The organism is Paraburkholderia sp., assembly GCF_026225065.1.
Classification (GTDB): domain Bacteria; phylum Pseudomonadota; class Gammaproteobacteria; order Burkholderiales; family Burkholderiaceae; genus Paraburkholderia.
This window is the reverse complement of sequence record NZ_JAMFSB010000176.1, coordinates 1-25035: the sequence shown is the minus strand read 5'-3', so window position 1 is coordinate 25035 and position 25035 is coordinate 1. Positions and strand designations below refer to the sequence as shown.

Genomic DNA, 25035 nt, shown 5'->3' with positions numbered 1-25035 from the left:
GTGGTCCCACTGCTGCGAATGGAAGGTCTTGCCCTTGAAGGTATCGAGCCCCGGAATGTCAGGCAGCGCCGCGCGCGACAGGCCGCCCATGCCCGATATCAGCACCCGCGCCGACCAGCGTTGACCGTTGGCGAACAGCATCTGCCAGCGATGACGCTTTTCGTCATAGGTGGCGCTCACCAGTTCGTGACCAAAGCGGATGTGCCGCTGCACGCCGAAACGCTGGGTGCACGCCTCCAGATACTCGCGAATTTCGGGCTGGCGCGCGAACATGCGAGTCCAGCGCGGGTTCGGTGCGAACGAGAAGGAGTAGACGTGCGATTGCACATCGCAGGCGCAGCCCGGGTAGCGATTGTCGCGCCAGGTGCCGCCGACCGAGTCGGCCTTTTCGGCGACCATGAACTCGGTCATGCCGGCCTGACGGAGCCGGATCGCCATGCCGAGGCCGGCAAAGCCTGAACCGATAATGGCGACCTCGGTTTCGAGGGGCGCCAGGGCGTCGGGGGGCATCGTGCGTGCGTTCATCCGATCCGTCTCCTGTTATTCACTCTTAACTGTGACATTGAGTAATGTAACGATAGAGGCTGAGACGGAATGACGCAAGCAGACGTTTAGGTTGGGGACTCTATGGGGCGGGGAAGAACGAGGGGCGGCTGCCACCGTCGTGTCACTAAGGGCACGACGGCAGGCGGAACAGCTTTTGTCGGATCAACAGGCGGCCAAGGCGCGGGCAATGCGGCCAGATGCGGCCGGCCGATGACCGCTTGGGCCGGCGTTACTGGGTAACAGCCCGCGGGTGGGATGCCGCGCGATCCATCACCGCCTCGCTCAGTTCGCCGCTTTGCACGATGTGCAGTTCCCGCGTCCGGACCGGCAGACCACATTGCGCATCGTTGAGCGTCTGGCGCACCTGGCGGGCGAGATCCCAGCGCATGTCCCAGAACACATCGATCTTCGCCCACACGCGGATATTGAGCACCGCCGTGCTGTCGTCGAAGCGGGTCACCATGACTTGCGGCGCGGGCGTTTGCAGTGCGCGCGGATCGGCGGCGGCGAGGGCGCGCAGCGCGGCGAGCGCGTGATCCACATCGTCGCGTACGGAGATTTCCACTTCGAGATCGAGGCGGCGGGTCGGATTGCGGTTGTAGTTGCGGATCGAATTGCTCCACAGCGCGCTATTCGGCACGTATTCGCAGATGCCGTCGGATTTGGTCAGACGCGTAGTGAACAAGCTGATTTCTTCGACGGTGCCGGCGACGGTACCCGTACCCGCTTCGATCGAATCGCCCACTTTGAACGGGCGCAGCAGCAACAGCATGATGCCGGCCGCGATGTTCTGCATCGTGCCTTGCAGCGCAAGACCGATCGCGAGGCCGGCAGCGCCGAGCACGGCGACGATGCTCGCGGTCTGAATACCCAACTGGGACAGGGCGCCGATGATGGCGACCACGCGAATGCCCCATAGGCTGGTGTCGCAAAGGATGGGGCGCAGCGTGGCGTCCATGCGCGACTGGTTGGTAAGCAAACGGTTGAGTGAGCGCGCGACACGCCGCGCCACCCACCAGCCGACCATGAGAATCAGCGCGGCGGCGCACAGGTGCATTGAGATGGCAGTGAGCGAATCCCAGAGAAAGGTCCACCGGTTTGGGTGGATCTGGGCGAGAAGGTTCTGCATGGCCGTGACGGTCCTGGTTTTTCAGGCGACGGCGAGCGAGCGCCGTCGTGATGGCTCATAAGAGGTAATGGGCGCCGGCACGCTCGCGCGAGGCGAACGGCCGGTCCGCAAGAGCGGAGCAACCCGGAGAATGACGCGTGGAAGCGTGCGGAGAAGGGACCGCAGCGAAAGGCGAAAGTTCTAGTGATTCAACGTTTTTGACAGTTTGCTTTTACGAGATGCGGGATGGGAGAGGCGTATGAAGGCCGTCCCGCCACCCGCTTATTTTGCTGCGAGACTCGCCGCTACTTGCTGGTTTTGCCAGACGTTGTCGCGCACGGTGATCTTCTGCGGAATCAGATGGGCGCCGTAGAACGCGTCGGCGACGCTTTGCTGCGAGCGGACGATTTCGTCGGTGACGGCCGTGGTGCCGTAAGGGTAGCGGCGTATCCACGTCTCGACCAGCTTTTGGTCCAGACCGACCTTCGGCGCGATCAGGGCAGCGGTTTCGTCGGGATGCTGGGTGACCCACTGGCCCGTCGAGCGCAACTGGCCGAGGACCGCTCCGATGACATCAGGGTGTTGCTGGGCGAAGTCACGGGTCGCTTCGTAGAAGCTGTAGGCCGTGTCGAGGTTCGTATAGTCTGCCAGCGTGCGCGCCTTGAGCGCTTCTTGCGCGGCGGCATAGTAAGGATCCCAGATTACCCACGCATCGACGTCGCCGTTCTCGAATGCGGCGCGGGCATCCGCGGGGGCGAGGTAGACCGGACGGATATCTTCGTAGCGCAAGCCTGCTTTTTGCAGCGCTTCGAGCAGCAGGAAGTTCGAGCTCGAGCCTTTTTGCAGAGCGACGCGTTTGCCCTTCAGATCTGCGACCGTTTGCAGCGGCGAACCGGGCTTGACGATGACCGCCTCGGTATGGCGTCCTCCCGGCTCGGCGCCCACATACACGAAGCCCACGCCCGCGGCCTGAGCGAACACCGGTGGCGGCGCGCCCGTGTAGCCAAAGTCGATGCTGTGCGCGTTCAACGCCTCAAGCAGTTGCGGGCCGGCCGGAAATTCGAACCATTTCACGCTGTAGCCGAGCAGCTTGAGCTTTTGTTCCAGCGAACCTTGTACTTTGAGGACTGCGAGCAAGCCGGCTTTCTGATAGCCAATGCGCAGGACTTTTTCGGTTGCGTTGGAGGTGTCTTGAGCGAGCGCGTTGCCCGTACCAAATAGCGTCACTGCAGTCAGCGCAGCGCATGCGGTGACGGCTGTGAATGCGGTGAACGCGTTGGCAGTGGGTGCGGCCAGACGAGGGCGGCGGATCGGATTGCGTGCCATTCGAAAACTCTCCATGCGTGCGGTCGAGGCAGCGGCCATGCGCATCCATCCCGACAAGCGTGTGCGTCGGATGATCGTATGCCGATGCGGCGGGAAGGATGCTGCTGCTGCGGTCAACGGATCGTCGCATGGACGTGCCGTACCGCAAACCAAGCAATGGAGATTTGGATATGACGCGCACGGGGAATGTGCCCGGCGCGTGCTACTCGGTGCGCTATGCGCGTGGCGTGGGATTACTTCTTCGCTTTGGCTTTTGCGTTGCTCGCCGGCAGCGCAGCTTTACCTTTGACGCGAGCGTCCGTGTCCTCGTGAGGCGCCGCCGACGGCCTGCCAGCAGACGCGTTGCCGAGTCGCTTTTCCATGATCGCTGCGACGCGGTTGCCGAGATAGTCGCCGGCGGCGTCCTCGAGCGCGTGGTTCATCTCGGTTTCGACCAGCACCATGGCCAACGGACGTACCCGCCAGATCGCGTCGACCAGCGCGGGTACGTCGGCGGGCGGCGGCAGTGCATCGGCCTCATAGCGATCGAGCTGACGCACAACGAGGTCGACCATCGCCTTGGCGACGGCATTGAAATGCGGTCGGGAGATCTGTACCGCGTCGAGCAGATCGGCAAGCGGAATGCCTTCATGTGCCATGGTCGCACCGGCCGACAGCGCGGCGGGGCTGTTGGCGACGAACGACAATCCGTGGCGTTCGAGCAGGCCCAGATCGACCGCTTTGGACAGGGCGCCTGGCGAGGCCTTGTCGCCGAACATCTGCAGCAGTTCGAGCAGCGAATATTTCTTGGGCATCTCGCGCGACCAGCGACTGCCGATGGCCGTCTCCAGACCGAGGATAGAGCGCAGGTCGTGGCCTTCGTCGACGGCCTTGATCAGGTCCTGGATGTTGGCAAGCGTGTAGCCGCGCGCGAGCAGGTGATTGATGAGCTTGAGCCGCGAAACATGGGTATCGTCGTACACACCGACCCGGCCGCGCTTCTCCGGCGGCGCGAGCAGACCGCGGTCCTGATAGGCGCGCACGTTGCGCACGGTGCTGTCCGTCACCCGCGCGAGTTCGTCGACGGTGTATTCGTTGCGTGGCGCAGCGGGCGCTGGGGGCGGGGAGGGGAGCGTTTTCGGCATGGGGGGATTTTAGCGCGGCGAACGTGCAGGGTAGCAGTGCTGATCGCGGTCGTTGAAAAACACCACGAGTTGACCCGATACGCACATGCATTAACATGACTTCGAACACTGGGAGCAATTATGCGAACCGTAAATATCCGCGAGGCGAAAGCCCCGTTTTGGAGACTGATCGACGCGGCCGCACGCGGTGAGGAGATCGTTATTGCGAAGGCTGGTAAGCCGGCGGCGCGGCTTGTCCCGCTGGGACGCCTTAAGATCGAGCGACGCTTTGGCGGCCTCAAGGGCAAGATTCACGTTGCCGATGAGTTCGACGCGCCGCTGCCGGACGATACCGTCGCTGCATTTGAGGGGCGTTGATGCGGCTGGGCACCGATCCCGCAGGCGCTTTGCGAACCGCTTCTCCTTGTCACCGCAGACGCGCATCTGCAGGCCCGGAGCTTCTCCGGTAACACATCACTATGCCCTCGGTTTGCCAGGAATTGAAGCCGTGCAGAATTTATCCGCGGGGTGGCCATGATGTGGCCGCCCCGAGCGCAGCTCAGCCGCGCGAATAGAGATTCTGGTTCGACGCTTGAGGCGGCTGGGGCTTCTGGCGCGCAGCCTGATGCTTCGGTTTAGCCTTTGGCTTATGCTGCGACGGCCGCGCATTGGCTGCGTGCGGCGTGGTCTGGCCTTCGCCGAAGTTAAACGTCTGCGAGGTTTGGGCATACGCGCTAACGGACACGAGCAGCGCTGCGCATCCCAGACAGGTCGAAAATTTCATGGATCCTCCTTCTGAACAAGCGCGTGAGCATACCGCAATGTGCGGCAGCGGAGGAAAGCACCGCCGCTAACCAGCAGGTCGCACCGGTACGGCGCGGGCAAACCGCCGCGCCCCGGCGACGCATGCCACCACGACGACCGTGACGAGAATCATCACCGGCGGCACCTGCTCGTGTAGCAGCAGACCGGCGAGCACCAACCCAAAAAACGGCTGCAGGAGTTGCAGTTGTCCTACGCTGGCGATGCCGCCCAAGGCCAGCCCGCGATACCAGAACACGAAGCCGATCAGCATGCTGAACAGCGACACATACGCGAGTCCCCAGAAGGCGGCCTGACTGACGCCGTCGAACGAGGCTGGGCGCGCCCACCAGGTGAGCGGCACCATTACCGGCAGCGACAACACGAGCGCCCAGGAAATCACCTGCCAGCCGCCGAGGTGTCGAGACAGCCGTGCGCCTTCCGCGTAGCCAAGCCCGCAGACGACGATCGCGGCCAGCATCAGGGCGTCACCGAGCGGCGATGCATGGAGTCCGTTGCGCACCGCGAAGGCGACCACCGCGCAACTGCCGAGCGCCGAGAACAGCCAGAACGCCGCTTGCGGACGCTCACCGCCGCGCAGCACGCCGAAGATCGCGGTCGAGAGTGGCAGCAGGCCGACGAACACCACCGCATGAGCCGACGTGATATGACGCAAGGCGAGAGCGGTCAACAAAGGAAAGCCGACGACCACGCCGAGCGCGACGATCAGCAACGGCAGCAGGTCGCGTCGCGCGGGTCGCGCCTCGCGAAACACAAGCAGCAGGATCAGCCCGAGCGTGCCGGCAATCGTCGCGCGGGCGACGGTCAGAAAGATCGGATCGAACCCCTGCACTGCGATGCGGGTGGCCGGCAGCGAACCGCTGAAGATCAACACGCCTAGCATGCCGCTAACCCAGCCGTTCGTGGCCCGGCCGTCTTTGGACTTTTCCATCGGGATTTCCATGTGCAGACTAAAACCGTCAGCATCCTCCTGTCCGGCAAAAAGGGTAAGCTACGGAGCAGTACAATTCACACAAACTGTACCTGCCAAGGAACAGTACAGATGATGGAAACCACTAGGGACAATCCGGAGAGCGGTGTTTCGGCGCGCACGCGGGTCGACGTCGTAATGGACGCCCTGCGCGAACGCATCGCCAGCCGCTCGTTGATGCCTGGCGCCCGCGTCCCCTCGATCCGCGCGATGACGGAAACGCTTGGCGTGTCGAAGTCAACGGTCGTCGAAGCATACGACCGGCTCGTGGCGGAAGGTGCGATCGTTGCGCGACGCGGTTCGGGGTTTTTTGTCTCCGGTCATGCGCCGCCGCTGGCGTTGGCCGATCTGGGGCCGCGGCTCGACCGCCAGGTGGATCCTCTGTGGCTCACGCGGCAGTCGCTCGAGACAGGACAGAAAGTGCTGAAACCCGGCTGTGGCTGGCTACCTGCCTCATGGTTGCCGGAAGACGGCGTGCGACGCGCTCTGCGCGCGGTGGCTCGCGATCCGCACGCCGCGCTGGCCGATTACGCCACACCGCCCGGTTTGCCCGCACTGCGCCAGCAACTCGCGTGGCGGCTCGCCCAGCATGGCGTCGACGCACCTGCTGAGCAGATCATCCTGACCGATGGAGGCACGCACGCGCTCGATCTGGTCTGCCGCTTCCTGCTCGAACCGGGCGATACGGTGCTGATCGACGACCCCTGCTATTTCAACTTCCAGGCCTTGTTGCGCGCCCACCGCGCGCGCATCGTCAGCGTTCCGTACACGCCGTCCGGGCCGGATCTCGTCGCGTTTGAGCGGGTGCTTGTCGAACATCGCCCGCGCCTTTATGTGACCAATTCGGCCATCCATAATCCGACCGGCGCGACCCTTGCGCCAGCGGTCGCGCATCGTCTGTTGAAGCTGGCCGGCGAGCATAAGCTGCTGATCGTCGAGGACGATATCTTCGCGGATTTCGAGGACGAGCCCGCGCCGCGTCTGGCTGCGTTCGACGGTCTCGCGCGCGTCGTATCGATCGGCAGCTTTTCGAAGACGCTGTCTGCGGCCGTGCGCTGCGGTTTCATCGCGGTACGTGCGGACTGGGTCGAGCCGTTGATCGACCTGAAGCTCGCCACGTCGTTCGGCAACGGGCAACTGGCGGCGAGTGTCGTGCACCGGCTGCTGGTGGACGGCACCTACCGGCGGCATCTCGAAGGCATGCGCGCAAAGCTTGCGGATTCGATGGGCGAGACCATCCGGCGCCTGACCCAGTCCGGTCTCGATATATGGACCCGGCCGCGCGCCGGCATGTTCGTGTGGGCACGTTTGCCGGGCGAGCTGGATGGCGCGGAGATCGCCCGCCACGCGCTGGCGGACAACGTGGTGCTCGCGCCGGGCAACGTATTCAGCGCCTCGCAATCGGCGGCGGGATTCCTGCGCTTCAATGTCTCGCAGTGCAACCGGCCGAAGGCCTACGAAGCGCTGCAACGTGCGATGGAGCTTGCGCAGGCGCCGATGTGACTCACTTGCACAGCATCAACACCCGTGCCTCATCCGTGCAATTCGACTTGGGCAGCGCTTTGTCGGCCGTCTGTGCGGGCGCTTCAGTTGTCATGGCCGCCGCGCGGCGGGCGACGCAACTGCGCAGACGCCTTTCGACAGGCGGATAGTACTGCCAACCCTTGCCGAGACTCGGCAACTCCATCTTCACCTGTTTCCACTTCGGATGACCGTGCTCCTGCAGGTTGTCGAAGTTCGTGCACAGCGAATCGGCGAAATGATCGAGGTTGTTGACCGTATCGCGCAGTCCGAAATCGTACGTGACCAGAAATGCCTTGACGGTGAAGGTCGGCACATCTTCCTTCAGCCAGGTCGGATAGCTCGCCGTGTGAATGATGGCCGGAAAGTAGGTCTGCTTGGCGCGCGCCGTTTCAGGCGCGTTCGGATCGACGCGCAGCAGACGAAGCTGTTGCAGCAGTTCCGGATTCATATCGGTGAAGAGCTTGGCGGGCTGACCGACCACGACGACGGCCACGTCGATCTTCTTGACGATCAGCGCGGCGAGGGCGTCCTCGTTGCTCAGATGCTGCGCGTTCTGATCGGCAATCGGCTGGCCGAACATCAGGCGATAAATAGTGTTGGCCGATTGCGCAGTACCGCTGCCGAGCAGGCCGACGCTGATGTTCTTATCCTTGATCTCGTTGATGGTCTTGATCGGCGAATCGGCGCGCACGACGAAATTTATTTCCTCATCGTAAAGCGGCATGATGAGCCGCAAGGGCCGGATCGTCTGGCCGGCGTCGGCGTTGCCGGCATTGGCCATGTCGACATAGGCCTGGTAGACATCAGACTGCACTAGCGCGAGTTTTACGCCCGATTCGAAGCGCATGCGCTGGACGTTTTCCGCGGAACCCTTCGACGGCATGACTTCAAGATCGATACCAGCCGGCTCGGCGACCCATTTCGCGAGGTCCGCACCGATCTGGATATAGGTGCCGCGTTCGGGACCGGTGACGATCTTGTAATGAGCGTTATCAGCAAGCGCGGACGAACACGCCAGCATCAGCCCGAGCCACCCCGTCAGAATTGTCTTGAGCATGGTCTTCTCCGCCTATCCCTGTGGTTTTAATGAACTTTCGCGGCGAGCCGCGTGAAGCATCGGTGAATCAGGTTTTGCAACTTCCAGATATCGCGTCCTTCGAGGTGCTAAAGACTTCGGTCGCTGCATTTCGCTCAATGCGCCGGCGCCGCGCCTGAGGCCGGCGTGGTTCGCCAGCCGGACTGCGCGATGGCCCGTTCCTGAGCGTCGATGCTGTTGGGGGCTGGAGCCGCTGGCGCCGCAGTAACGATCTGTGCGGTTCGGGCGGATGGCGGTAGGTGGGGTACCTGAGAGGGCGACGGCACAGTCTTCGTGGCCGGTGCCGCGTGGCCGCCAAGCGGCACCCACCCGGTTTCGACGATTGCCTGCTGCAGCAACGTCTTCGCCTCAGGACTGCCGCTGTCTGCTGCAAGCGCATCGCTGGCGCTGTGCTCCACACAGTTCCACAGGCGATCCTTGATGCACACGTGCGCTGTTTGCAATGCGGCGTCGCGCCGTTGTTCGAGTGGTGTGATTTCGTGCTGGATCTGTAGCGCGTCGGCGTTGCCGGAATCCATCGAGAGCGCAGCGTTCACGGCAGCCTGCGCGCCCGACAGATCGTGGGCGTCCTCGTGCGCATGCGCCGCGCGCAGGCTCTCGGACAGATCACGGTAGTGCGGAGCGGCAACCGGTGCGGCCACGCCTCGCGGCGGCGCCACGGATGCATTGACGGTGCCCGCATTGACCGGCGAATTTGCTGTCTGTTCTGCCGTATAAGGTGCGATGGACCCGGCCGTTGATTTGGCATCCTGTTCATCATAGGTGGGCGGGGCAGTACGATGGTCACCGAATAGTGTGTAAACGCCATAACCTAGTATCAACACGACAAGCGCGATCAGTCCGCGTGTGAGCAGCCATCGCGAGCCCACAGGAGCGCCCAGCGGAAGATGCTTGAGCGGAGGGATCGGCGCTTTCGGCGATGCAAGTTCCGGCGCAGCAGACTCGATACCGGCATCTGTTTGCATAGGAGGGGGGCGCAGGCCATGGGTACCCGCGAAGCGCAGAGGCGACGGCGTGGCGATAGGGCGCCGGGTGCCACAATACGGGCACAGATCGGCGGGCTGATACAGCAAGCCGCCGCAACGTTTGCAAGGCGCCGGGAAACTTTGGCCAGGAGTAGTCTGGGTGGACATTCTGTGGACCCACCTGCGAAAGGCTGTGCCGCTATGGCATGCACCAGATCGTGCTCGAGGCAGCATGTACTCTCTGCGTGAAACACGATTCACATGCGCTGAAGAGCAGCGTCTGCGATGCAAGAGCATGCGGCGCCACCATGAACAATATGTGAGCTTTCGGAGTGAACGTCAATCGCCGTTCGTACCTACCATGTGTGCCGAAACACACATAACGGTAGGACGAATCGCTGCACTTGTCTGCAGAACGAAGGAATGGGGAATTTTTTGCACGCTGCCAGTAGCATGCAGCGTGCGGGGGACATTGATTGGACGAAACGCTTCGCGAGGCCGTTGTCGTAAACAGCCGGGCGAATGGCGGAATTCAATGCTTGCGCAGCGGATGGTCTTTGAGTAGCCATGCCAGCGCGAACGCCAGCACGACCACACATGAAGCCGATAGATAGACCATGTGCAGCGCGCCGGAAAATGCCTGCAGATAATCGTCGCGCAACGCGATGGGCAACTGATTGATCGCTGCAGGGCCAAGTGCATGGGGCAACTCGGTATCGGGCGGAATCAGTGTTTGCAAACGGGACGCCAGACCGTTCGAAAACACCGCGCCAAAGCCCGCGACACCCACGGAGCCACCGATAGAGCGGAACAGCGTGGCACCCGATGTCGCGACGCCCATATGCTTGAACTCCACTGTGTTCTGCACGGCGAGAATCAGTACCTGCATCACCATGCCGAGACCCAGACCCAGCAGACCCATGTAGAGATACATCACATGAATCGGTGTGGAAATCTCGAGCCGCGCGAGCAGCGTCATCGCCACAGCCACGAGAAAGGTGCCACCGATCGGAAACATGCGGTACTTGCCGATCTTGCTGATCACGCGCCCGGTGATGACCGACATCACGAGCAGGCCGCCCATCATCGGCAGCATCTGCATGCCGGCCTCAGAAGGCGTCGACCCTTTGACGACCTGCAAATACAAGGGAATGAACGTCACCGAGCCGAACAGCGAAACGCCGATGATGAAGCCAATCAGGCAGCTCAGCAAAAACGTTCGCTGTTTGAAGAGTTCGAGCGGCATGATGGGCTCGGCTGCTTCCCGTTCCTCATAAATAAAGCCGGCGATGCAGACAAGACCCATGGCGAGCGTGCACCACAGTTGCGGCGACGTCCATGGCAGGATAGTGCCGCCCTGGCTGGTGAAGAGGATGATGCAGGTGAGCGCGCCTGCGAGGAAGGCCGCGCCCATGTAGTCGATGGTGTGCTTGATATGCGCGGCGTGCGACTTGAACACTGCGCCGATGACGGCCAGCGCAATCACGCCGAGCGGCAGGTTGATGTAGAAAATCCAGCGCCACGACAGATGCTCGACCAGGAAACCGCCGAGAAGCGGGCCAACGACGGTGGCCAACCCAAACACGCCGCCGAACACGCCCTGGTAGCGGCCACGATCGGCGGGTGGGATTACATCGGCGATGGCCGCCATGGTCACCACCAGCAGGCCGCCGCCACCGAGACCCTGCAGCGCGCGCAACACGATCAACTGGGTCATGTTCTGCGCGAGGCCGCACAATGCGGAACCGACGAGGAACAGGACGATGGCCGCCTGCAGCACGATCTTGCGGCCGAACAGGTCGCCGAACTTGCCGTACAGCGGCACGACGATGGTGGAGGTCAACAGGTAGGCCGTGACGACCCACGACAGATTGTTGAGGCCGCCGAGTTCGCCGACGATAGTGGGCAACGCCGTCGACACGATAGTCTGGTCGAGTGCGGCAAGCAGCATCACCAGCAGCAGGGCCGGGAACAGGAGGCGAATCGGCGGATGTTCTGGGCCGCTCGCGAGTTCGGCTGGGGTAGTAGCAGGATGATCCATATGATCGGAACCTATCTAACGTGTCGGGATGTATTGAAATTAATTAATTCGAAGATTAATATATGCGATATCGCACAATTGGTCAAATGGAAAGGAAATGAGCACTGCACCGACTGATGAGTTGGGGGCCACTGAGGCGGGCACGCAGCCGTCCACAGAAGCCGTCCTGGAACCGGCCACCACGACCGCGCGGCGGCCCGGAAGGCCGAGCGGCAGCGCACGCGGCCCGGAGCAACGTGCCCGTCTGCTCGACGCCGCGCTGAACCTGTTTGCGCGCCAGGGCATCGTCGATACGACGCTCGGCGCCATTGCGCGGGAGGCCGGCTTCACGCCGGCGATGGTGCATTACTACTTCAAGACCCGTGACCAGTTGCTCGACGTGCTGATCGACGAACGTTTTCTGCCGCTGCGCGCAGCGATCGGCGGTGCGTTCGAAGCCAATTCCGACGACCCGGTGGCCGCGATTTCGCAGGTTGCGCGAGGGTTCGTGGAAATCGCCGAGCAGAACCCGTGGTTTCCGCCGTTGTGGGTGCGTGAAGTGATCAGCGAGGGTGGCCTGTTGCGGCAGCGCATGCACGAGCGCTTCGGCCATACCCATCACAAGGCCTCAGTGGCGCGGATCGAGCAGTGGCAGAAAGAGGGGCGTCTCAACCCGGATCTGGAGCCTTCGCTGGTGTTTCTGACGCTGTTGGGATTGACCATCCTGCCGCTTGCCACTTCGAAGATGTGGCGCAACGATCCGGTGCGGCGCAGTTTGACTTCGGACGACATCGCCCGCCATGCGGTAGCAATGCTGGTGCACGGAATAGGGCCTCAGCGCGAGAAGGACTAACGCGTTGGTGGCACCGGCTTTGCCGCCGGCGCCAAGGTGGACCCGGGTAGGGCGAGCGAGCTTGACCGCTCGCGCCGCTTCAGGTGTGCAGATCGGCCTCGGCGTGGCGAAGCATGGCGTCGGTCGCGCTCAAGAGCTCAGCGGCACGCTGCGTCTGTCCTGCCGCCTCGGCTGCGGCGAGAAAGCCGGTCATCCAGAGCGTACCGTAGAAATAGATGGCCCGCTGTGCATCCTGTGACGGCGTCGCACTGCGGATCAGCTCATTGCCGTAGAAGCGCCCGGCCTCGCCGACATCGGCCGCAATGTGTGCGAGCGTCGTGCCGACTGCCATCAGCGGGTCGCCATAGCAGACGAAGTCGACGTCGATAATCCCCTGCAGTTCGCCGCGCTCGACCAGCACATTCTTGACCGTCAGGTCGTCGAGAAAGCAGACCGGCCGCAGCGACGCGAAGTAAGGCTCGACCGAGCGCCGCACCGCACGCAGGCGGGCGCGGATGTGTTCGAGGGGCGGCGCATCGTCGGCTGGCCCGGCGTCCGAAGTCAGGCCGAAGATATCGGTCCAGCGCGCCGCGGCAGCATTGCGCTGGATCGGGGCCCAGCCGAATCCTTTGCTCTCCGGCAAGCTCGCAACGCGCCTCTGATATCCGGTCACCGTTTCGGCAAGCCGCGTCATCTGCTGCGTAGACATGCCCGCAAGTTCGTACTGCAGATCGCGTCCGGGCACCCACTCCAGAATCACGAACGAGCCTTGCGCAGCGGTCGCGCCTGCTGCCAGTACATGCGGCACGGGCAAGCCCAGTCCGCGCAGCGCGTCGAGATTGTGTTGCGTGAAGGCGAACATGCCGCGGCGCGGATTGATGCGCGCCGCGACCGTACGGTCATCGGCCAGTTGCACACGGAAGATGGCGTTGCCGCTTTGCGTCAGCGACTGCCGGCTCACGGCCCGCACCTCGATGTTTAGCGCAGCTTGCGTCACGCCGGCCGCGTCGGCGTCTGTGACGTTCGTCGTATGGGCAATGGCGCTGGCTTGAGCGCTGTCCAGAGCGTTGGCGGGCGCGCTATCGGGGTCGTGTGTGCGGGTCAATATGTTGCGCCGGAGCGGCAGTCGTGGGCGATAGCGGGTGCGACCGGCCGGCGCCGAGGCCCGCATCGTTCGTGAGATGACCGTGCCACTGCGATAGGGCTTGCGGCGCCGGACATCAGGTCGAGTGCATTACAACCGACCACAACACGCGGGACAACGCGAAGATATTGCTTCCTGTTACGAACGGTAAGCAGTAGGAAAGAATTTGCCGGCAGGACACCGGCGTTTCTGTAAGGTGATTTGCCGCAACGAGCGTTGCGGCGGGCACCGACATTACGTGGGGGTATCCACGCGGTTGTCGCGCCCACGCTCCGGTCTTAAGCGCGTAGTAATGCCGGGAAACATCCGGAAAGAGTTTTGCGCTGCCAGCCGATGCAGCGCTGCCTCAAACCTGACGCGTTTTCTTCCACGCCTCATACGCGGCTTTCGTCGCGTCGTTGGGCGGGTAGGTGCCCGGCAATGGCGCGCCTTCGCGAATGCGTTCCGTTAGAAACTCCTCCTGCAGTTCCTGTTCCGCGGCTGCCTTGGCAACGTCGGCGGCCATTTCGCGCGGAATCACCACGATGCCGTCCGCATCCCCGACGATCACGTCGCCGGGAAACACCGCAACACCGCCGCAGCCGATCGGCACATTGATATCGATCGCATGATGGCGGATCAGATTTGGCGGAGCGCTCGCACCGGCGCAAAACACCGGCAGGCCGAGCGCGGCAATCGTCGTGCTGTCGCGCACCGGGCCGTCCGAGACCATGCCGGCGACGCCGCGCACCTGCAGACGCTGCGTCAGGATCGAACCGAACGAAGCGCTACTGCGCTCGCCGCGGCAATCTTGCACGAGCACGTGTCCGGCCGGGATCGTTTCGACGCATTTGCGCTGCGCGTACTCGGGGTTCGCAAACAGTTCGAGGACGTCGATGTCCTCGCGCGACGGGATGTTGCGCAGGGTGAACGCCGGCCCGACGAGGTTCGGGCCGCTATGACCCGCCAGCGGCGCGACGCCCTGCATGAACGTGTTGCGCAAGCCTCGCTTGAACAGCTGGGTGGTGAGCGTGGCCGTGCTGACTTGACGGAGGGCTTCGAGCGTCGCGGGATCGAGTTCTTGCATCTTGAGATCAGGTGTCGTTGGTTGGAAAAGAGTCTGGCTCAAAGCCTCACTTCGCTTGATGATGAAGCGTGGGCTTGAGTCCAGACTGGTGTGTCTCACTGTCCGGTTGCGGATCGGAGGAGGCTGGGTGCGTGCGCCGGTAATTCGCCGACAGCACCCCCCAGCGGCGCGCCCAGATAGCCGTGAGAATCGGCGTGAGCAGCGAGGTCACCACCACCGAGGTGGCAACCAGTGCTGTGGCAGCCGGAGCGATCGCAGCATAGCGCGGTTCGATGCCGGCGATGATCTGCGGCACCGCGACCGCTGCGCCGGCGGTCGACGCCGCGCCGATGCCCGCCGTGCCGTTGCCGCGCGCGAGGAAGATATCGGACAGCACGAGCGTCGTGCCGGTCACCACGATGACGCAAAGCCCGATCAGCACGCCGAGCAGGCCCGTGTCGAGGATGACACGAAAGTCGAGATTATTGCCGAGCGCGAACGCAAAGAACGGCACCATCACCGCTACCGCCTGACCGAAGAACTGGCGCAGATCGCTATCCAGATTGCCGAGGGCAAAGCCGATCAGGAACGGCAACAGCGCGCCGAGCAGCGTGGCGTAAGGGAAACTCGCGAGCCCGGCAATGCCGAGCGTGACCATCGTCATGAACGGGCCTGACTCAAGCGACATCAGACAGAACGCGCCGGCTTCTTCCGGGGTGCCGTACTGCTGCATGAGCGCCATATACAGGCCGCCGTTGCTCTCGTTCATCACGCAGATCACGGTGAGGACCGACAGGCCGGTGAGAAAGCCCGAGGTGATGCCACCCGGCGGCAGGAAGTGCGAGGCGATCACGCCTGCAATCGCCGCGGTCAGCACCTTCGTGACGACCAGCACACCGCTCTTGCGCAGCACCGCCGGCGTGGCCTTCAGGCTGATGCTGGCGCCCATGCAAAAGAACCACACGGCAAGGATCGGCAGTGTGCCGGTAATCAGGGCATTGGAGAACGAGCCCAGGAATTTGCCGGCATGCGGGGCGAACGTGTGCACGCACGCGCCGAGCAACAGCGGGACAAGCATCAGCCCGCCAGGAATACGGTCGATCGCCTTCTTGATTTTCATGCCGGGGTCTCCTCCGCGGTTATCGCCTCGACCGAAATTTAGCACTGGGAGGTCGGAGCACCCGGAAAATCGTGACGCTTTGAAGTCATCGTTTACACCTAAGATGGGAGGATAGAAATGGCATGACTCCTGGCAGATTTTGCACACCCGAGGTGCATCTGGGCGTGCCCCCGATCGATAACCGCTGGGCGGTTCATGCCAATTTTTGCGACCCGCGCGATGGCCCGCAGCCTTATGTGGCGGTGCTGTGCGGCCCGCTCACGAGCAAGCGCGGCGCGCCTCGGGCGGACGAGGCACGTGAAGTGCTATTAACGGATCACCCGGACCAGGCCGTATTTGCCGGAAGAATGCAACTCGTTGTGCGAAACCGAGTCGGATCTTGAGAGCGATGCATGCGATGTGCGCCCGCTTCACGAAGGCTGTGGCAATGCGCGCGATACAATGGCTGCCTTATCGGGCCTAACCTGCTTTATAGCAACAACGAAAAATGAACGGAGTGTTGAGACTCGATCAGGCAACGATCGTGCTCGTCGAGGATGACCTGCAGAGCAGGGAATCGTTGACGCACCTGCTTGAATCGGAGGGCGCGCATGTCGTCGCAGTGGCGGATGCGGAAGAGGGCGTCGAAGCGGCGCTGCGATTGTTACCCGATGCGGTGGTTTGCGATCTCGAACTGCCCTGCATGGACGGTTTCTATCTGATCCAGCGGCTTCGCGATCACGAGATTCGTGGCGATCATTCACCGGCGGTTGCGGTGGCGCTGACCGGCCACACTGACGATACCTACCGCTTGCGCAGCATTGGTGAAGGCTTCCAGCATTTCATGACCAAACCGGCCCGGCCGGATGATCTGGTCGAATTGCTACACGATGCGATAGACGCCCGCGCGGCAGGCTGAGCGCTTTCAGGCGCTGCTGCCGGCGTTGCTGCCGCTAGCCGCGGCGGCGCTGGCTTCGGCGGCCTGACAGTCGGAGCACAGGCCTTTCAGTTCGATTTCCTCGCTGGCGAGGCGGTAGCCTGCGTCTTCAATCTGCAGCACGAGCGCCTGGCGCAGCTTCGGCTGATGCAGTTCGGTGACGTTGCCGCACTGCTGGCACACCACCAGAATACCGTGCTGACATTGCGTCAGGTCGTGGCAGACGGTGAAGGCATTGATCGATTCGATCCGGTGCACGAGCCCCGCGGAGAGCAGGAAGTCGAGCGCCCGATACACCGTGGGCGGCGCGGAGCCCGGGTGAATCTGCCGCATGTCGTCGAGTAGCGAGTACGCCTTGGTCGCCCGACCCGAGGTCAGCAGCAATTCCAGCACCTTGCGCCGGATCGGCGTGAGTTTCTCGCCGCGTTCGCGGCAATACTCGTCTGCCAGCACGAGCGCGGCCTCCGGCGTTGCGGCGTGGAGATGCCCGTGCTCATGCTCACCGCCGTGCGCCTGATGATCCGCATGGGTATGCGAATAATCGTGCGCACGCTTGTGTGCGGTGTCTTGGGCAGGGGCGGTTTTTTCGACAACCGCGGCGGACTTGGCGTTCTTCATGGGGCAATTATAAGGTCCATCGCGATTCGGCGTAGCAGGTGGATACCCATTCTGGGGAACGGGGAACCACCTGGGCGCCACGGCTCAGTCGAGCTTTGCCGCAAAGCCGCGTTGCACGCCGGGCCGGGCGAACAGCGTGTCATACCAGCGCCGCACATTCGGATAGGTGGCGAGGTCGACCTTATGGCGTTCGTGCCGCCACGCCCAGCCGAGAATCGCGAAATCCGCCACGGAAAGCTCGCCTGCGACGAACTCCACCTCGTCAAGCCGCCGGTCGAGCACGCCATAGAGGCGGTTGGTTTCGTCCGAGAAACGCTTGAGCCCATAGCGGCGGTCGTTCTCCGCTTCGAGCGCGGCGAAGTGGTGCACCTGCCCGGGCATCGGACCGAAGCCGCCCATCTGCCACATCAGCCATTCGAGCACCGGTATCCGCTCGCGTAGGCCGGTGGGCAGGAACTTGCCGGTTTTTTCGCCCAGATAGAGCAGGATCGCGCCCGATTCGAACACGCTGACCGGGCCGCCGCCTGCGCCGTCCGTACCGCTCATGCCACCTGCAGCTGCAGGGCCGTCCGGGTCGACGATGGCCGGAATCTTGTTGTTCGGGCTGATGCGCAGGAACTCCGGCCGTAACTGCTCGCCCTTGCCGATGTTGACTGGAACGACCGTGTAAGGCAGCTCCATTTCTTCGAGGGCGACGCTGACCTTGCGGCCGTTCGGCGTACCCCAGGCGTAAAGCGTAATGGTCATATGAGATGGGAGACGGTGTCGTTCAGGTCAGCGGAAAGTCGATGTACTTCTTGAAGCCGGTGCGCGTCGCGAGGCGCGAGTACCAGCGTTCGAGGTTCGGCAGCGACGGACGTTCGACGCCCTCCAGCCCGAACCAGCGCTTCGCATACGAGCCGATCACGATATCGGCCAGCGTGCACTTTTCGCCTTCGAGGAAGAAGCGCCCGTGCAGATGCGTGTCGACCAGCTTCCACAGCAGCGTGACTGCGGCGATGTCGGTGGAAAGTTTGGCCTCATCGCGTTCGGCAGCGGGCGTACGCACGATGGCCCAGAACACCGGCCGTTCGGCCGCTTGCAGCGTGGAGAGCGACCAGTCCAGCCAGCGGTCGATACTCGCGCGCTGCTTGGGCTCAGAGGGATAGAGCGGACTCGCCGGTCCATATTCCATCACCAGATAGCGCAGGATCGAGTTCGATTCCCACAGCACGAAATCACCGTCGACCAGCGTCGGAACGCGGCCGGTGGGATTCATCTCCAGATATTCCGGCTCGGTGTTACGGCCGAACTGCAGCCCCGCATCAATGCGCTCGTACGGCAGCACGAGTTCGTCGCAACACCACAACAATTTCTGGACGTTGACCGAGTTGGCGCGTCCCCAGATTGTAATCATCCGGCAGATCCTCTTTTCTGTGGTTGGCAAGCCGCACGCGTATGCGGCGTTCCACGGATAACGATACACGATGCAGCTTGTAATTGCCCTTTCGTTGACCGAATGGCCGATGCCGAAAACGCATGTGCGTTGCGTACAATGCCTGCATCCGAACATGACGAGGCACCGCATGGCCCGCATTGTCCCCGACGACTGGAAGAACCTCGCTGCCACCGGCGCCGCCGCGCGCGAACGCGAAACGCTGGCGCTGCTGGAAGAGGCGCTGCCCGACGCTTACACCGTCTATCACGGCGTGCACTGGACGCGGCTCAACCAGGGGTTCTCGGTATTCGGCGAAGCCGATTTTGTGATAGTTGGACCGTCCGGGCGCTTGATGATCGTCGAGCAGAAAACCGGCTTTCTGCGCGAGACACCTAAAGGGCTCGTCAAGGTTTATCTGCAGACCGAGCGGAATGTGGCAATTGCGCTGGCACGGACCGTCGAAAGCATGCATCGGCGCTTTACCGCGGCCTTCGGCGCGGGCACCTATTTCATCGAGGAACTGCTGTACTGTCCCGACCATATCGTCAAGGACGCAGCGATTGCCGGCGTGAACCCGGCGCGCATCGTCGACGCAACGCGCAAGGAGCGCCTCGCCGCGATCATCCGCGAAGCGTTGCCGGCGGACGAACCGCGCCTTGCCTGTGCCGCCAAGATCCATCACTTTCTCGCCGACGAACTGGCGCTCTCGCCCGACGCCAGCGCGCTGGTCGGTCAGGCGGGCACGCTCGTCACGCGTCTGGCCGGTGGCCTGGCCACCTGGGCGCGTCGACTCGAATTCACGCCGTTCCGCCTGCGCGTCGCCGGCACGGCCGGCTCCGGCAAGACGCAACTGGCGGTGCAGGTCATGAAGGACGCGGTGGCGCGCGGTCAGCAGCCGTTGTACGTGTGCTTCAACCGGCCGCTTGCTGACCACATTGCCCGCGTGGCGCCGCCGGAAGCGAAGGTGGCGAACTATCACCAGTTGTGCGACTGGATTGCCCGCGACGCCGGACGCGCGCCCGACTTTCAGTCTGCGGATATCTTCGACCAGCTCGAACGGCTTTTTGCAGACACGCCGATCGAGGCGCGCTGGCAGTTCGACGTCTTGATCGTCGACGAAGGCCAGGACTTCCAGCAGCCGTGGGTCGGTGCGCTCGAACGGCTGCTGCGGCCGGGCGCGGCATGGTGGTGGCTCGAAGACCCGTTGCAGAACCTCTACATGCGCGCGCCGGTCGATCTGCCGGGTTGGACCACGCTGAACGAAACCACCAACTACCGCAGTCCGCGCGACATTCTCGACTATCTGCGCGACGTGGTCGGCGCCGAGGTGCCGCTTGCGGCGGGACTTGCCTCGGGCAGCCCGTTCGACGGCTCCGATCTGTCGCTCTCCACTTACGACGAAGCGCACGCGGCCGAGGGCTGCATCGACGCCACCAAGCGTGCGATCACCCAGGCGCTCTCGCTAGGGTTTCGCAAGCAGGACATCGCCGTGCTGTCGTTTCGCGGACGTGAAGGTTCGGTGCTGACTTCGCTCGACCAGCTCGGGCCACACCGGCTGCGCAGCTTCACCGGCAAGTACGACCTGTTCGGCAACCCGGAATATCGCGAGGGCGACGTGCTGCTGGAGTCGATCTACCGCTTCAAGGGGCAATCGGCGCCGTGCGTGATCCTGACCGAGGTCGATTTCGACACCTTCGATGAGCGCAGCGCCCGCAAGCTGTTCGTCGGCGCCACGCGCGCGACCATGAAGCTGATCGTGGTGGCTTCGCAGCGCGCGGCGCGCCATCTGCGGATGGCGGACGGCAAGGATTGAGGAATAGCAGAGCAGGTCACGACAGAACAAGAAAACAGACGAAAAGGCCGTTGAAATGCACTACCGGAAAAACGGCGCGCGCTGGATCGCGTGCCTCGCCATGGCGTTAGCCGCGGGTTTTGCCCAGGCTGCCGTGCTCTCGCTCGATGTGACGGGCGCGGTCACGACAGCGAACGACCCGACACACCCGGCGCCCCCGGTTTACCACCTCAGTGAAGAGCAGCTTCTCGCGCTGCCCGCGCATTCGATCACCACGTCGACCTCGTGGACGCCCCGCGCGACCTTCACAGGACCGTTGCTCGCGGATATCCTGAAGCTGGTCGGCACTCGTGGCAGCCAGATCGAAGTCCATACGCTCGACGACTACGTCGAAACCATTCCGGTTTCGGACTGCGCTCGTTACGGCGTGATCGTGGCGTATAGCATGAACGGCAAGCGTCTGAAGGTCAGCGATTTCGGGCCGCTGTTTCTCATCTATCCGCGCGACGCCTTTCCAACCGAACTGTCGGGTGCCGACGCGGACTCAAAATTCGTATGGCAAATCAAGGGCTTGATCGTCAAGTGACGCCGCATCGGGCGCGCCGCTGGCTGCTGGTGGCAGTCTGGGTCACCGCGCTCGCGGCGCCGGTGGGGGCGATCGGCTACCTGATGTACGCTAATCTGCTCAACCCGCGCTCCACGGAGTTGCTGACCGGCACGTACGACGGTTTCTATTGGGACGCCGCGCAACTGCAGATTGCCTACGCGCGCCTCGAAAACCAGTTGCTGCTCTACCGCAACGGCACCGATGCCGATTACCCGCGATTGCAGTTGCGCTACGAAGTGCTGCAGTCGAAGCTGCACGTGATGGCCGGCTCGACGCGCATGCTGATCGATCAGGTCGCCTTGCTGCAGCGCCAGGAGGGCGAAATCCAGACGCTCGAGCACACGCTCGACCAGCTCGAGCCCGACATCGCAGCCCTGCCTCAGGATTCCCGCAGAGCCGACCGGATAGTCGCCACGCTGCGGGCGCATTGGCAGGAGGTCAACGATCTGGCCTTGACGCGCCGCTTCGCCGACGTAGCCGACCGCGAAGCGCTGACTCGTGACTTCATCGACAAGCGTCGCATGCTGTTCGCGGCCGGGATCATGCTGGTGCTGCTGTCGGCCGCGGCGACGCTGCTGCTGGTGGTGAACGGCCGTCGCCGCAGCCGCCTGATCCGTCAGCAACGCGCGGCGCTCGAAGCCGAGCATCAGGCGACCCGCGCGGCCCGCGAGGCGAGTCTCGCGAAAGACGCTTTTCTCGGCATGATCAGCCACGAACTGCGCACGCCGCTGCACGCGATCGTGTCATCGATCGAGCTGCTTGGCTTCAATTTCCAGTCCGAAGCGGACCGCAAGGTGATCCAGCGGCTGGAAAGTGCGGCGCGTCACCTGGAGGCGCAGATGCGCGACCTCACGGACTATGCGCGCCTCGGCGCCGGCAAGCTCGAATTGCGTTACGAGCAGTTCGAGCCGCGCGAGCTGCTGGCTTCGATCGTCGACGAACACACGCCGTCCGCGCTTGCGCGCGGCTTGACGCTCGCGAGCGAGGCGAGCGGTTTGACCGGGCCGGTCGATTCCGATCCGCACCGCATTCGCCAGATTGTCAGCAACCTGGTGACCAACGCAATCCGCTATACAGAGAAGGGCTCGGTGCGGGTGCGGCTGGTGCAGCGGCTCGCGGTGCTCACTATCGAAGTGAGCGACACGGGGCCAGGCGTGGCGCCCAAGCAATTGCCGCTGATGTTCAAGGAATTTACCCAGCTCGACGGTTCGCGTACGCGCCGTTTCGAAGGAGCGGGCATGGGTCTCGCCATCGTGCAGGGGTTGCTGAAGCTGTTCGGTGGCAGCGTCGCTGTGGAAAGCGAAGTCGGTAAGGGAACGACCTTCACGGTCACGATTCCGGTGGGGCCGGTCGAGCCTGCCGTTCTGCCCGATGCCAAGGCGGAGAGTGCCCGGGAAGGCGAGCGCTCGCAGGTGCTGATCGTCGACGACAACGGCCTGATTCGCGAGTCGTTGCTGGAAATGATCGCGCATATGGGCTACGACGCGACGGCAGTCGCCAATGCCAAAGATGCACTCGCCTGGCTCGACGTGCGCCGCTGCGATGTGATGTTGCTCGACCTGCATATGCCGGATCAGGACGGCTACACGTTCTTCGCCGAATTCACTGCACGCGGTGGCCCGTCGGCAGGCGCGCCGGTGATCGCGATCAGTGCGTATGCGCCCGAAGCGCCGCCAACCGACGCGGCGCCGTTTTTCGAGTATCTGGTGAAGCCGGTGCACTACGAGCAGTTGCGCTCCGCGCTACAGCGGGCGCTGGCGGCGCGTAGTGTGGTTTGAAGGCGGTTTGAGGGCCGAGCGCCCGCGGTGGCTTGTGCCGCCGCGTGCCCGGCCATTCATTCACTCGCGTGGCAGGCCTCAGGCCCGGTTCAACCGCTTCGACAGATCGGCCACCAGAATCGCCATCCGCGCCGGCTTCTCATAGCACGCTACGTTGTAATTGCGAATAATCTCGCTGATCTCGGACTCGCTGGCCTTGCCTGTCAGCAGTTCGCCGGTTAGCACGAACACAGGAGCGTCCGGGTTCTCCGAAGCGCGCACGGCGCGAATCGCCGCGGCGGAAGTCTGATTGCCGAACAGCCAGTCGATCACGACACCGTCGAACACCTGCGTCTGCAACTGCTCGACGAACGCGGCCAAACCGTAGATCGCTACGGCGGCGAAGCCACTGCGATCGAGGTAGTCGCGCAGGTTATCGGCCGAGGACCGGTCGTCGTCGACCACAGCGATCAGCGGTTTGTCGGCTTCCGCACGGCGCGGATAAATCTCGATCTTGTGGACTTCATAAGCGCTTTGATACAGCGCGCCATCGTGACGCGTGACACGCCATTGTCCCAGTTTCGAATAGGCAATGAATTCCGGCCGGCTACCGGGTTCGATCGCTGCGCCCACCCAGGCCGTGCAGGCGAGCTCGATGCCGCCGATGGAGAACACGGCCTCCTGGGCGACCGCGCCGACCATGCCCGGATCGAGCGTTTGCGCGCCGAACAGTTGCGCGGCTGGCTCGCCGAACACCTCGGCGACTTTCTTGATCTGCGATAGGGTCCAAGGGCTGTTGCCGCGTAACTTGCGATGCCCTTGTGAAAAACTCAGGTCGAGAATGCGGCACAGTTCCGTGGTCTGTTGCCGCTTTCCAATGCCGTGACGGCTCATCAACTCGCGCACGCGTTCCGCGACTGCGATGGAGTCAGGTGAGGTTGCTTCGTTGGCCATACTGCGTGGAAGTCCGTCTTTATAAATAGTATCGGGTGAAGGACGCGTGAGGCTTGACGGCGATGGGTTGCATCGCCTTCTTTGCGAGCCGACCGGCCACGCATGGGAGAGCAAATGTACAGCAAAAAAACGCGGCGTTGCTGCTTTTGTGCAGCAGTCGCGAAACTGCCTGAGTTTGTCTCCGGGATTCTCAGTCAAGGACGGCCGGCCGAGTCCGGGTAAGGCCTGCCCGATGCGTCTTGCGTATTTTAGCGAGGAAACCCCGTATGACATGTAATGAAATGTGATCCGATTGTGGCGTGCGTCGATGATCGCCGTGTGAACGGGCGGCGTATGAACTGCGTATAAGTCGCCGCACAAATTTGCGCAGCTTCATCGGACGATATTCGGCGTTCAATAATCCGCAATAATGAGGTCCATTGCTTCTTGTTCTGATTACCGTTCTATCCATCCCGACGCCATCTCAACACCATTCATGAAAGACAACAAGACCCTGCGCCATACCGGTGTGCCGTACTACTCGCAATGGGGTAGCCCCGAATGGGTGCGGCCGATCGTCGAAGACGATGCTGATCCATGCGACGACCCCGCGTGGCAACGCAGCGGCTTTATCGAGCGCGAGCATTACCGTTTCTGGGCGCAACGTCTGTGCGGCCTGACGTGTCTCGAGTCCGCACTGGACTTCTGGGGCATCGGGCATGCGCCGCGCGCCGCGCTACTCGACGAAGCGTTACGCCACGAGGTGTATCGGATGCGTGAAGACGGTGGCGTCGATGGCCTGATTTACCGGCCATTCGCCACTTGGGCCGAGCAGGCTTTTGGTTTGCAGGTGGATGTGTTGCCCGAGGCAACGCTTGAGGAGATCGCCGCGCGCATCGATAGCGCAACGATGGCGATCATTTCGGTGAGCCCGGAGATTCGTCGCCCGCATGAGCCGAACTCGCAACGTGGTGGTCATCTGATTCTGCTGCATGGGCGTGACCCTGACGGCGTCTGGTTTCACAATCCATCGGGCGTCGCGCCGTATCAGAGCGATGTGTATATGCCGTTCGCGACGGTTGCGCGCTTTTACGCTGGCCGCGGCCTGACGCTCACGCGTCCCGCCAACCGCCAGGTTGCCCGCTGACGGATCGGCGACCGCCGCCCAGGGCACTACCCGGCAGCTTCCAGGTCCGATTTCTGCTGAAGAAACGAATGGCTGGCAGGCCGCCTGGTAGTTGATCAACGCTGCCGGACGGGGCGGGAACGCTGGACGAGATTGTCTTGCAGACCTTCTTCGTGGCTGGCTGCCAGCATCACCTGATACAGACTATGCCGCTCGGAGGAACGCCACATGAGGCGGGCGAGGAGACT

Annotated in this window: 23 protein-coding genes and 1 pseudogene; 8 read left to right on the top strand and 16 right to left on the bottom strand. The window is 63.0% G+C overall.

What is annotated here, in order from left to right; translation table 11 throughout:
• The 4 genes from M0954_RS13260 to M0954_RS13245 all read right to left on the bottom strand — a co-directional run.
• The coding region (locus M0954_RS13260; RefSeq protein ID WP_297353666.1) for an NAD(P)/FAD-dependent oxidoreductase at positions 1 to 525 on the bottom strand (525 nt) is incomplete at its 3' end.
• 250 nt (positions 526 to 775) lie between these two features.
• Positions 776 to 1675, bottom strand: a complete 900-nt coding sequence (locus tag M0954_RS13255; protein WP_123388456.1) for a mechanosensitive ion channel domain-containing protein — start codon at positions 1673 to 1675, stop codon at positions 776 to 778.
• A 261-nt stretch (positions 1676 to 1936) separates the two neighbouring features.
• Positions 1937 to 2980: a sulfonate ABC transporter substrate-binding protein gene (locus M0954_RS13250; RefSeq protein WP_297353664.1), complete on the bottom strand. Its 1044-nt coding sequence runs from the start codon at positions 2978 to 2980 to the stop codon at positions 1937 to 1939.
• A gap of 233 nt (positions 2981 to 3213) precedes the next feature.
• Positions 3214 to 4104, bottom strand: a complete 891-nt coding sequence (locus M0954_RS13245; protein WP_297353663.1) for a MerR family transcriptional regulator — start codon at positions 4102 to 4104, stop codon at positions 3214 to 3216.
• A 120-nt stretch (positions 4105 to 4224) separates the two neighbouring features.
• Between M0954_RS13245 and M0954_RS13240 the strand changes: the two genes are divergently transcribed.
• The gene (locus M0954_RS13240) at positions 4225 to 4461 is read left to right on the top strand and encodes a type II toxin-antitoxin system Phd/YefM family antitoxin (RefSeq protein ID WP_122156172.1); all 237 of its coding nucleotides are present in this window, start codon (positions 4225 to 4227) and stop codon (positions 4459 to 4461) included.
• A 181-nt stretch (positions 4462 to 4642) separates the two neighbouring features.
• Here the strand turns inward: M0954_RS13240 and M0954_RS13235 are convergent, their stop codons facing one another.
• Together M0954_RS13235 and M0954_RS13230 are read right to left on the bottom strand one after the other, a co-directional pair.
• A complete protein-coding gene (locus M0954_RS13235; protein WP_297353661.1) occupies positions 4643 to 4867 on the bottom strand; it encodes a hypothetical protein in 225 nt (74 codons plus the stop codon).
• A gap of 66 nt (positions 4868 to 4933) precedes the next feature.
• A complete protein-coding gene (locus tag M0954_RS13230; protein WP_122156170.1) occupies positions 4934 to 5836 on the bottom strand; it encodes a DMT family transporter in 903 nt (300 codons plus the stop codon).
• Positions 5837 to 5950: 114 nt separating this feature from the next.
• Between M0954_RS13230 and M0954_RS13225 the strand changes: the two genes are divergently transcribed.
• On the top strand, positions 5951 to 7378 hold the full coding sequence (locus tag M0954_RS13225) for a PLP-dependent aminotransferase family protein (protein WP_122159142.1): 1428 nt from the start codon (positions 5951 to 5953) through the stop codon (positions 7376 to 7378).
• A 1-nt stretch (position 7379) separates the two neighbouring features.
• On the opposite strand, the gene M0954_RS13220 is transcribed toward M0954_RS13225, so the two are convergent.
• The 3 genes from M0954_RS13220 to M0954_RS13210 all read right to left on the bottom strand — a co-directional run bounded on the left by M0954_RS13220 (position 7380) and on the right by M0954_RS13210 (position 11501).
• Entirely contained in the window at positions 7380 to 8456 is a 1077-nt protein-coding gene (locus M0954_RS13220; protein WP_122156169.1) for a TAXI family TRAP transporter solute-binding subunit, read from the bottom strand.
• Between the two features lie 134 nt (positions 8457 to 8590).
• Positions 8591 to 9460: a hypothetical protein gene (locus M0954_RS13215; RefSeq protein ID WP_133894647.1), complete on the bottom strand. Its 870-nt coding sequence runs from the start codon at positions 9458 to 9460 to the stop codon at positions 8591 to 8593.
• Between the two features lie 532 nt (positions 9461 to 9992).
• Positions 9993 to 11501 (bottom strand): MDR family MFS transporter, encoded by a 1509-nt coding sequence (locus tag M0954_RS13210; protein WP_297353659.1) that lies wholly within the window; start codon positions 11499 to 11501, stop codon positions 9993 to 9995.
• Positions 11502 to 11598: 97 nt separating this feature from the next.
• Between M0954_RS13210 and M0954_RS13205 the strand changes: the two genes are divergently transcribed.
• Positions 11599 to 12333: a TetR/AcrR family transcriptional regulator gene (locus tag M0954_RS13205; protein WP_297353657.1), complete on the top strand. Its 735-nt coding sequence runs from the start codon at positions 11599 to 11601 to the stop codon at positions 12331 to 12333.
• A gap of 79 nt (positions 12334 to 12412) precedes the next feature.
• On the opposite strand, the gene M0954_RS13200 is transcribed toward M0954_RS13205, so the two are convergent.
• The 3 genes from M0954_RS13200 to kdgT form a co-directional block, all read right to left on the bottom strand.
• Positions 12413 to 13417 carry a phosphotransferase gene (locus M0954_RS13200; RefSeq protein ID WP_297353655.1) on the bottom strand — a complete coding sequence of 335 codons (1005 nt, stop codon included), beginning with the start codon at positions 13415 to 13417 and terminating at the stop codon, positions 12413 to 12415.
• A 385-nt stretch (positions 13418 to 13802) separates the two neighbouring features.
• Complete coding sequence (locus tag M0954_RS13195) at positions 13803 to 14522, bottom strand: ribonuclease activity regulator RraA (RefSeq protein WP_122156164.1); 720 nt, start codon at positions 14520 to 14522, stop codon at positions 13803 to 13805.
• 46 nt (positions 14523 to 14568) lie between these two features.
• On the bottom strand, positions 14569 to 15621 hold the full coding sequence (gene kdgT, locus M0954_RS13190; RefSeq protein ID WP_297353653.1) for a 2-keto-3-deoxygluconate transporter: 1053 nt from the start codon (positions 15619 to 15621) through the stop codon (positions 14569 to 14571).
• 441 nt (positions 15622 to 16062) lie between these two features.
• On the opposite strand from kdgT, the pseudogene M0954_RS13185 reads away from it, so the two are divergent.
• A pseudogene (locus M0954_RS13185) lies at positions 16063 to 16519 on the top strand (response regulator).
• Between the two features lie 6 nt (positions 16520 to 16525).
• Here the strand turns inward: M0954_RS13185 and M0954_RS13180 are convergent.
• From M0954_RS13180 to M0954_RS13170, 3 genes are all read right to left on the bottom strand, one after another.
• Positions 16526 to 17155, bottom strand: coding sequence for a Fur family transcriptional regulator (locus M0954_RS13180; protein ID WP_122156162.1), 630 nt, complete (start codon positions 17153 to 17155; stop codon positions 16526 to 16528).
• An 84-nt stretch (positions 17156 to 17239) separates the two neighbouring features.
• Entirely contained in the window at positions 17240 to 17902 is a 663-nt protein-coding gene (locus M0954_RS13175; RefSeq protein WP_122156161.1) for a glutathione S-transferase N-terminal domain-containing protein, read from the bottom strand.
• A gap of 22 nt (positions 17903 to 17924) precedes the next feature.
• Positions 17925 to 18551 (bottom strand): glutathione S-transferase family protein, encoded by a 627-nt coding sequence (locus M0954_RS13170; protein ID WP_122156160.1) that lies wholly within the window; start codon positions 18549 to 18551, stop codon positions 17925 to 17927.
• 169 nt (positions 18552 to 18720) lie between these two features.
• Here M0954_RS13170 and M0954_RS13165 point away from each other — a divergent pair, with 169 nt between their 5' ends.
• From M0954_RS13165 to M0954_RS13155, 3 genes are read left to right on the top strand one after another with little or no spacing between them, the layout of a single operon-like run.
• Positions 18721 to 20385, top strand: a complete 1665-nt coding sequence (locus M0954_RS13165; protein WP_122159140.1) for an ATP-binding domain-containing protein — start codon at positions 18721 to 18723, stop codon at positions 20383 to 20385.
• A gap of 55 nt (positions 20386 to 20440) precedes the next feature.
• On the top strand, positions 20441 to 20950 hold the full coding sequence (locus tag M0954_RS13160; protein ID WP_123387142.1) for a molybdopterin-dependent oxidoreductase: 510 nt from the start codon (positions 20441 to 20443) through the stop codon (positions 20948 to 20950).
• The gene (locus tag M0954_RS13155; protein ID WP_123387143.1) at positions 20920 to 22749 is read left to right on the top strand and encodes an ATP-binding protein; all 1830 of its coding nucleotides are present in this window, start codon (positions 20920 to 20922) and stop codon (positions 22747 to 22749) included. Before M0954_RS13160 ends, M0954_RS13155 begins: the two co-directional genes overlap by 31 nt.
• A 78-nt stretch (positions 22750 to 22827) precedes the next feature.
• Here M0954_RS13155 and M0954_RS13150 read toward each other — a convergent pair whose 3' ends face one another.
• On the bottom strand, positions 22828 to 23682 hold the full coding sequence (locus M0954_RS13150; RefSeq protein WP_133894655.1) for a helix-turn-helix domain-containing protein: 855 nt from the start codon (positions 23680 to 23682) through the stop codon (positions 22828 to 22830).
• A gap of 475 nt (positions 23683 to 24157) precedes the next feature.
• On the opposite strand from M0954_RS13150, the gene M0954_RS13145 reads away from it, so the two are divergent.
• Positions 24158 to 24808: a C39 family peptidase gene (locus tag M0954_RS13145; RefSeq protein WP_122156156.1), complete on the top strand. Its 651-nt coding sequence runs from the start codon at positions 24158 to 24160 to the stop codon at positions 24806 to 24808.
• The last annotated feature ends 227 nt before the right edge of the window (positions 24809 to 25035 follow it).

Bases quoted from the DNA above. Each gene is read 5' to 3' on its own strand.
- M0954_RS13255 (WP_123388456.1), bottom strand. From the start codon at position 1,675: ATGCAGAACCTTCTCGCCCAGATCCACCCAAACCGGTGGACCTTTCTC.
- M0954_RS13250 (WP_297353664.1), bottom strand. From the start codon at position 2,980: ATGGCACGCAATCCGATCCGCCGCCCTCGTCTGGCCGCACCCACTGCC.
- M0954_RS13245 (WP_297353663.1), bottom strand. From the start codon at position 4,104: ATGCCGAAAACGCTCCCCTCCCCGCCCCCAGCGCCCGCTGCGCCACGC.
- M0954_RS13240 (WP_122156172.1), top strand. From the start codon at position 4,225: ATGCGAACCGTAAATATCCGCGAGGCGAAAGCCCCGTTTTGGAGACTG.
- M0954_RS13235 (WP_297353661.1), bottom strand. From the start codon at position 4,867: ATGAAATTTTCGACCTGTCTGGGATGCGCAGCGCTGCTCGTGTCCGTT.
- M0954_RS13230 (WP_122156170.1), bottom strand. From the start codon at position 5,836: ATGGAAAAGTCCAAAGACGGCCGGGCCACGAACGGCTGGGTTAGCGGC.
- M0954_RS13225 (WP_122159142.1), top strand. From the start codon at position 5,951: ATGGAAACCACTAGGGACAATCCGGAGAGCGGTGTTTCGGCGCGCACG.
- M0954_RS13220 (WP_122156169.1), bottom strand. From the start codon at position 8,456: ATGCTCAAGACAATTCTGACGGGGTGGCTCGGGCTGATGCTGGCGTGT.
- M0954_RS13215 (WP_133894647.1), bottom strand. From the start codon at position 9,460: ATGCAAACAGATGCCGGTATCGAGTCTGCTGCGCCGGAACTTGCATCG.
- M0954_RS13210 (WP_297353659.1), bottom strand. From the start codon at position 11,501: ATGGATCATCCTGCTACTACCCCAGCCGAACTCGCGAGCGGCCCAGAA.
- M0954_RS13205 (WP_297353657.1), top strand. From the start codon at position 11,599: ATGAGCACTGCACCGACTGATGAGTTGGGGGCCACTGAGGCGGGCACG.
- M0954_RS13195 (WP_122156164.1), bottom strand. From the start codon at position 14,522: ATGCAAGAACTCGATCCCGCGACGCTCGAAGCCCTCCGTCAAGTCAGC.
- kdgT (WP_297353653.1), bottom strand. From the start codon at position 15,621: ATGAAAATCAAGAAGGCGATCGACCGTATTCCTGGCGGGCTGATGCTT.
- M0954_RS13180 (WP_122156162.1), bottom strand. From the start codon at position 17,155: ATGAAGAACGCCAAGTCCGCCGCGGTTGTCGAAAAAACCGCCCCTGCC.
- M0954_RS13175 (WP_122156161.1), bottom strand. From the start codon at position 17,902: ATGACCATTACGCTTTACGCCTGGGGTACGCCGAACGGCCGCAAGGTC.
- M0954_RS13170 (WP_122156160.1), bottom strand. From the start codon at position 18,551: ATGATTACAATCTGGGGACGCGCCAACTCGGTCAACGTCCAGAAATTG.
- M0954_RS13165 (WP_122159140.1), top strand. From the start codon at position 18,721: ATGGCCCGCATTGTCCCCGACGACTGGAAGAACCTCGCTGCCACCGGC.
- M0954_RS13160 (WP_123387142.1), top strand. From the start codon at position 20,441: ATGCACTACCGGAAAAACGGCGCGCGCTGGATCGCGTGCCTCGCCATG.
- M0954_RS13155 (WP_123387143.1), top strand. From the start codon at position 20,920: ATGGCAAATCAAGGGCTTGATCGTCAAGTGACGCCGCATCGGGCGCGC.
- M0954_RS13150 (WP_133894655.1), bottom strand. From the start codon at position 23,682: ATGGCCAACGAAGCAACCTCACCTGACTCCATCGCAGTCGCGGAACGC.
- M0954_RS13145 (WP_122156156.1), top strand. From the start codon at position 24,158: ATGAAAGACAACAAGACCCTGCGCCATACCGGTGTGCCGTACTACTCG.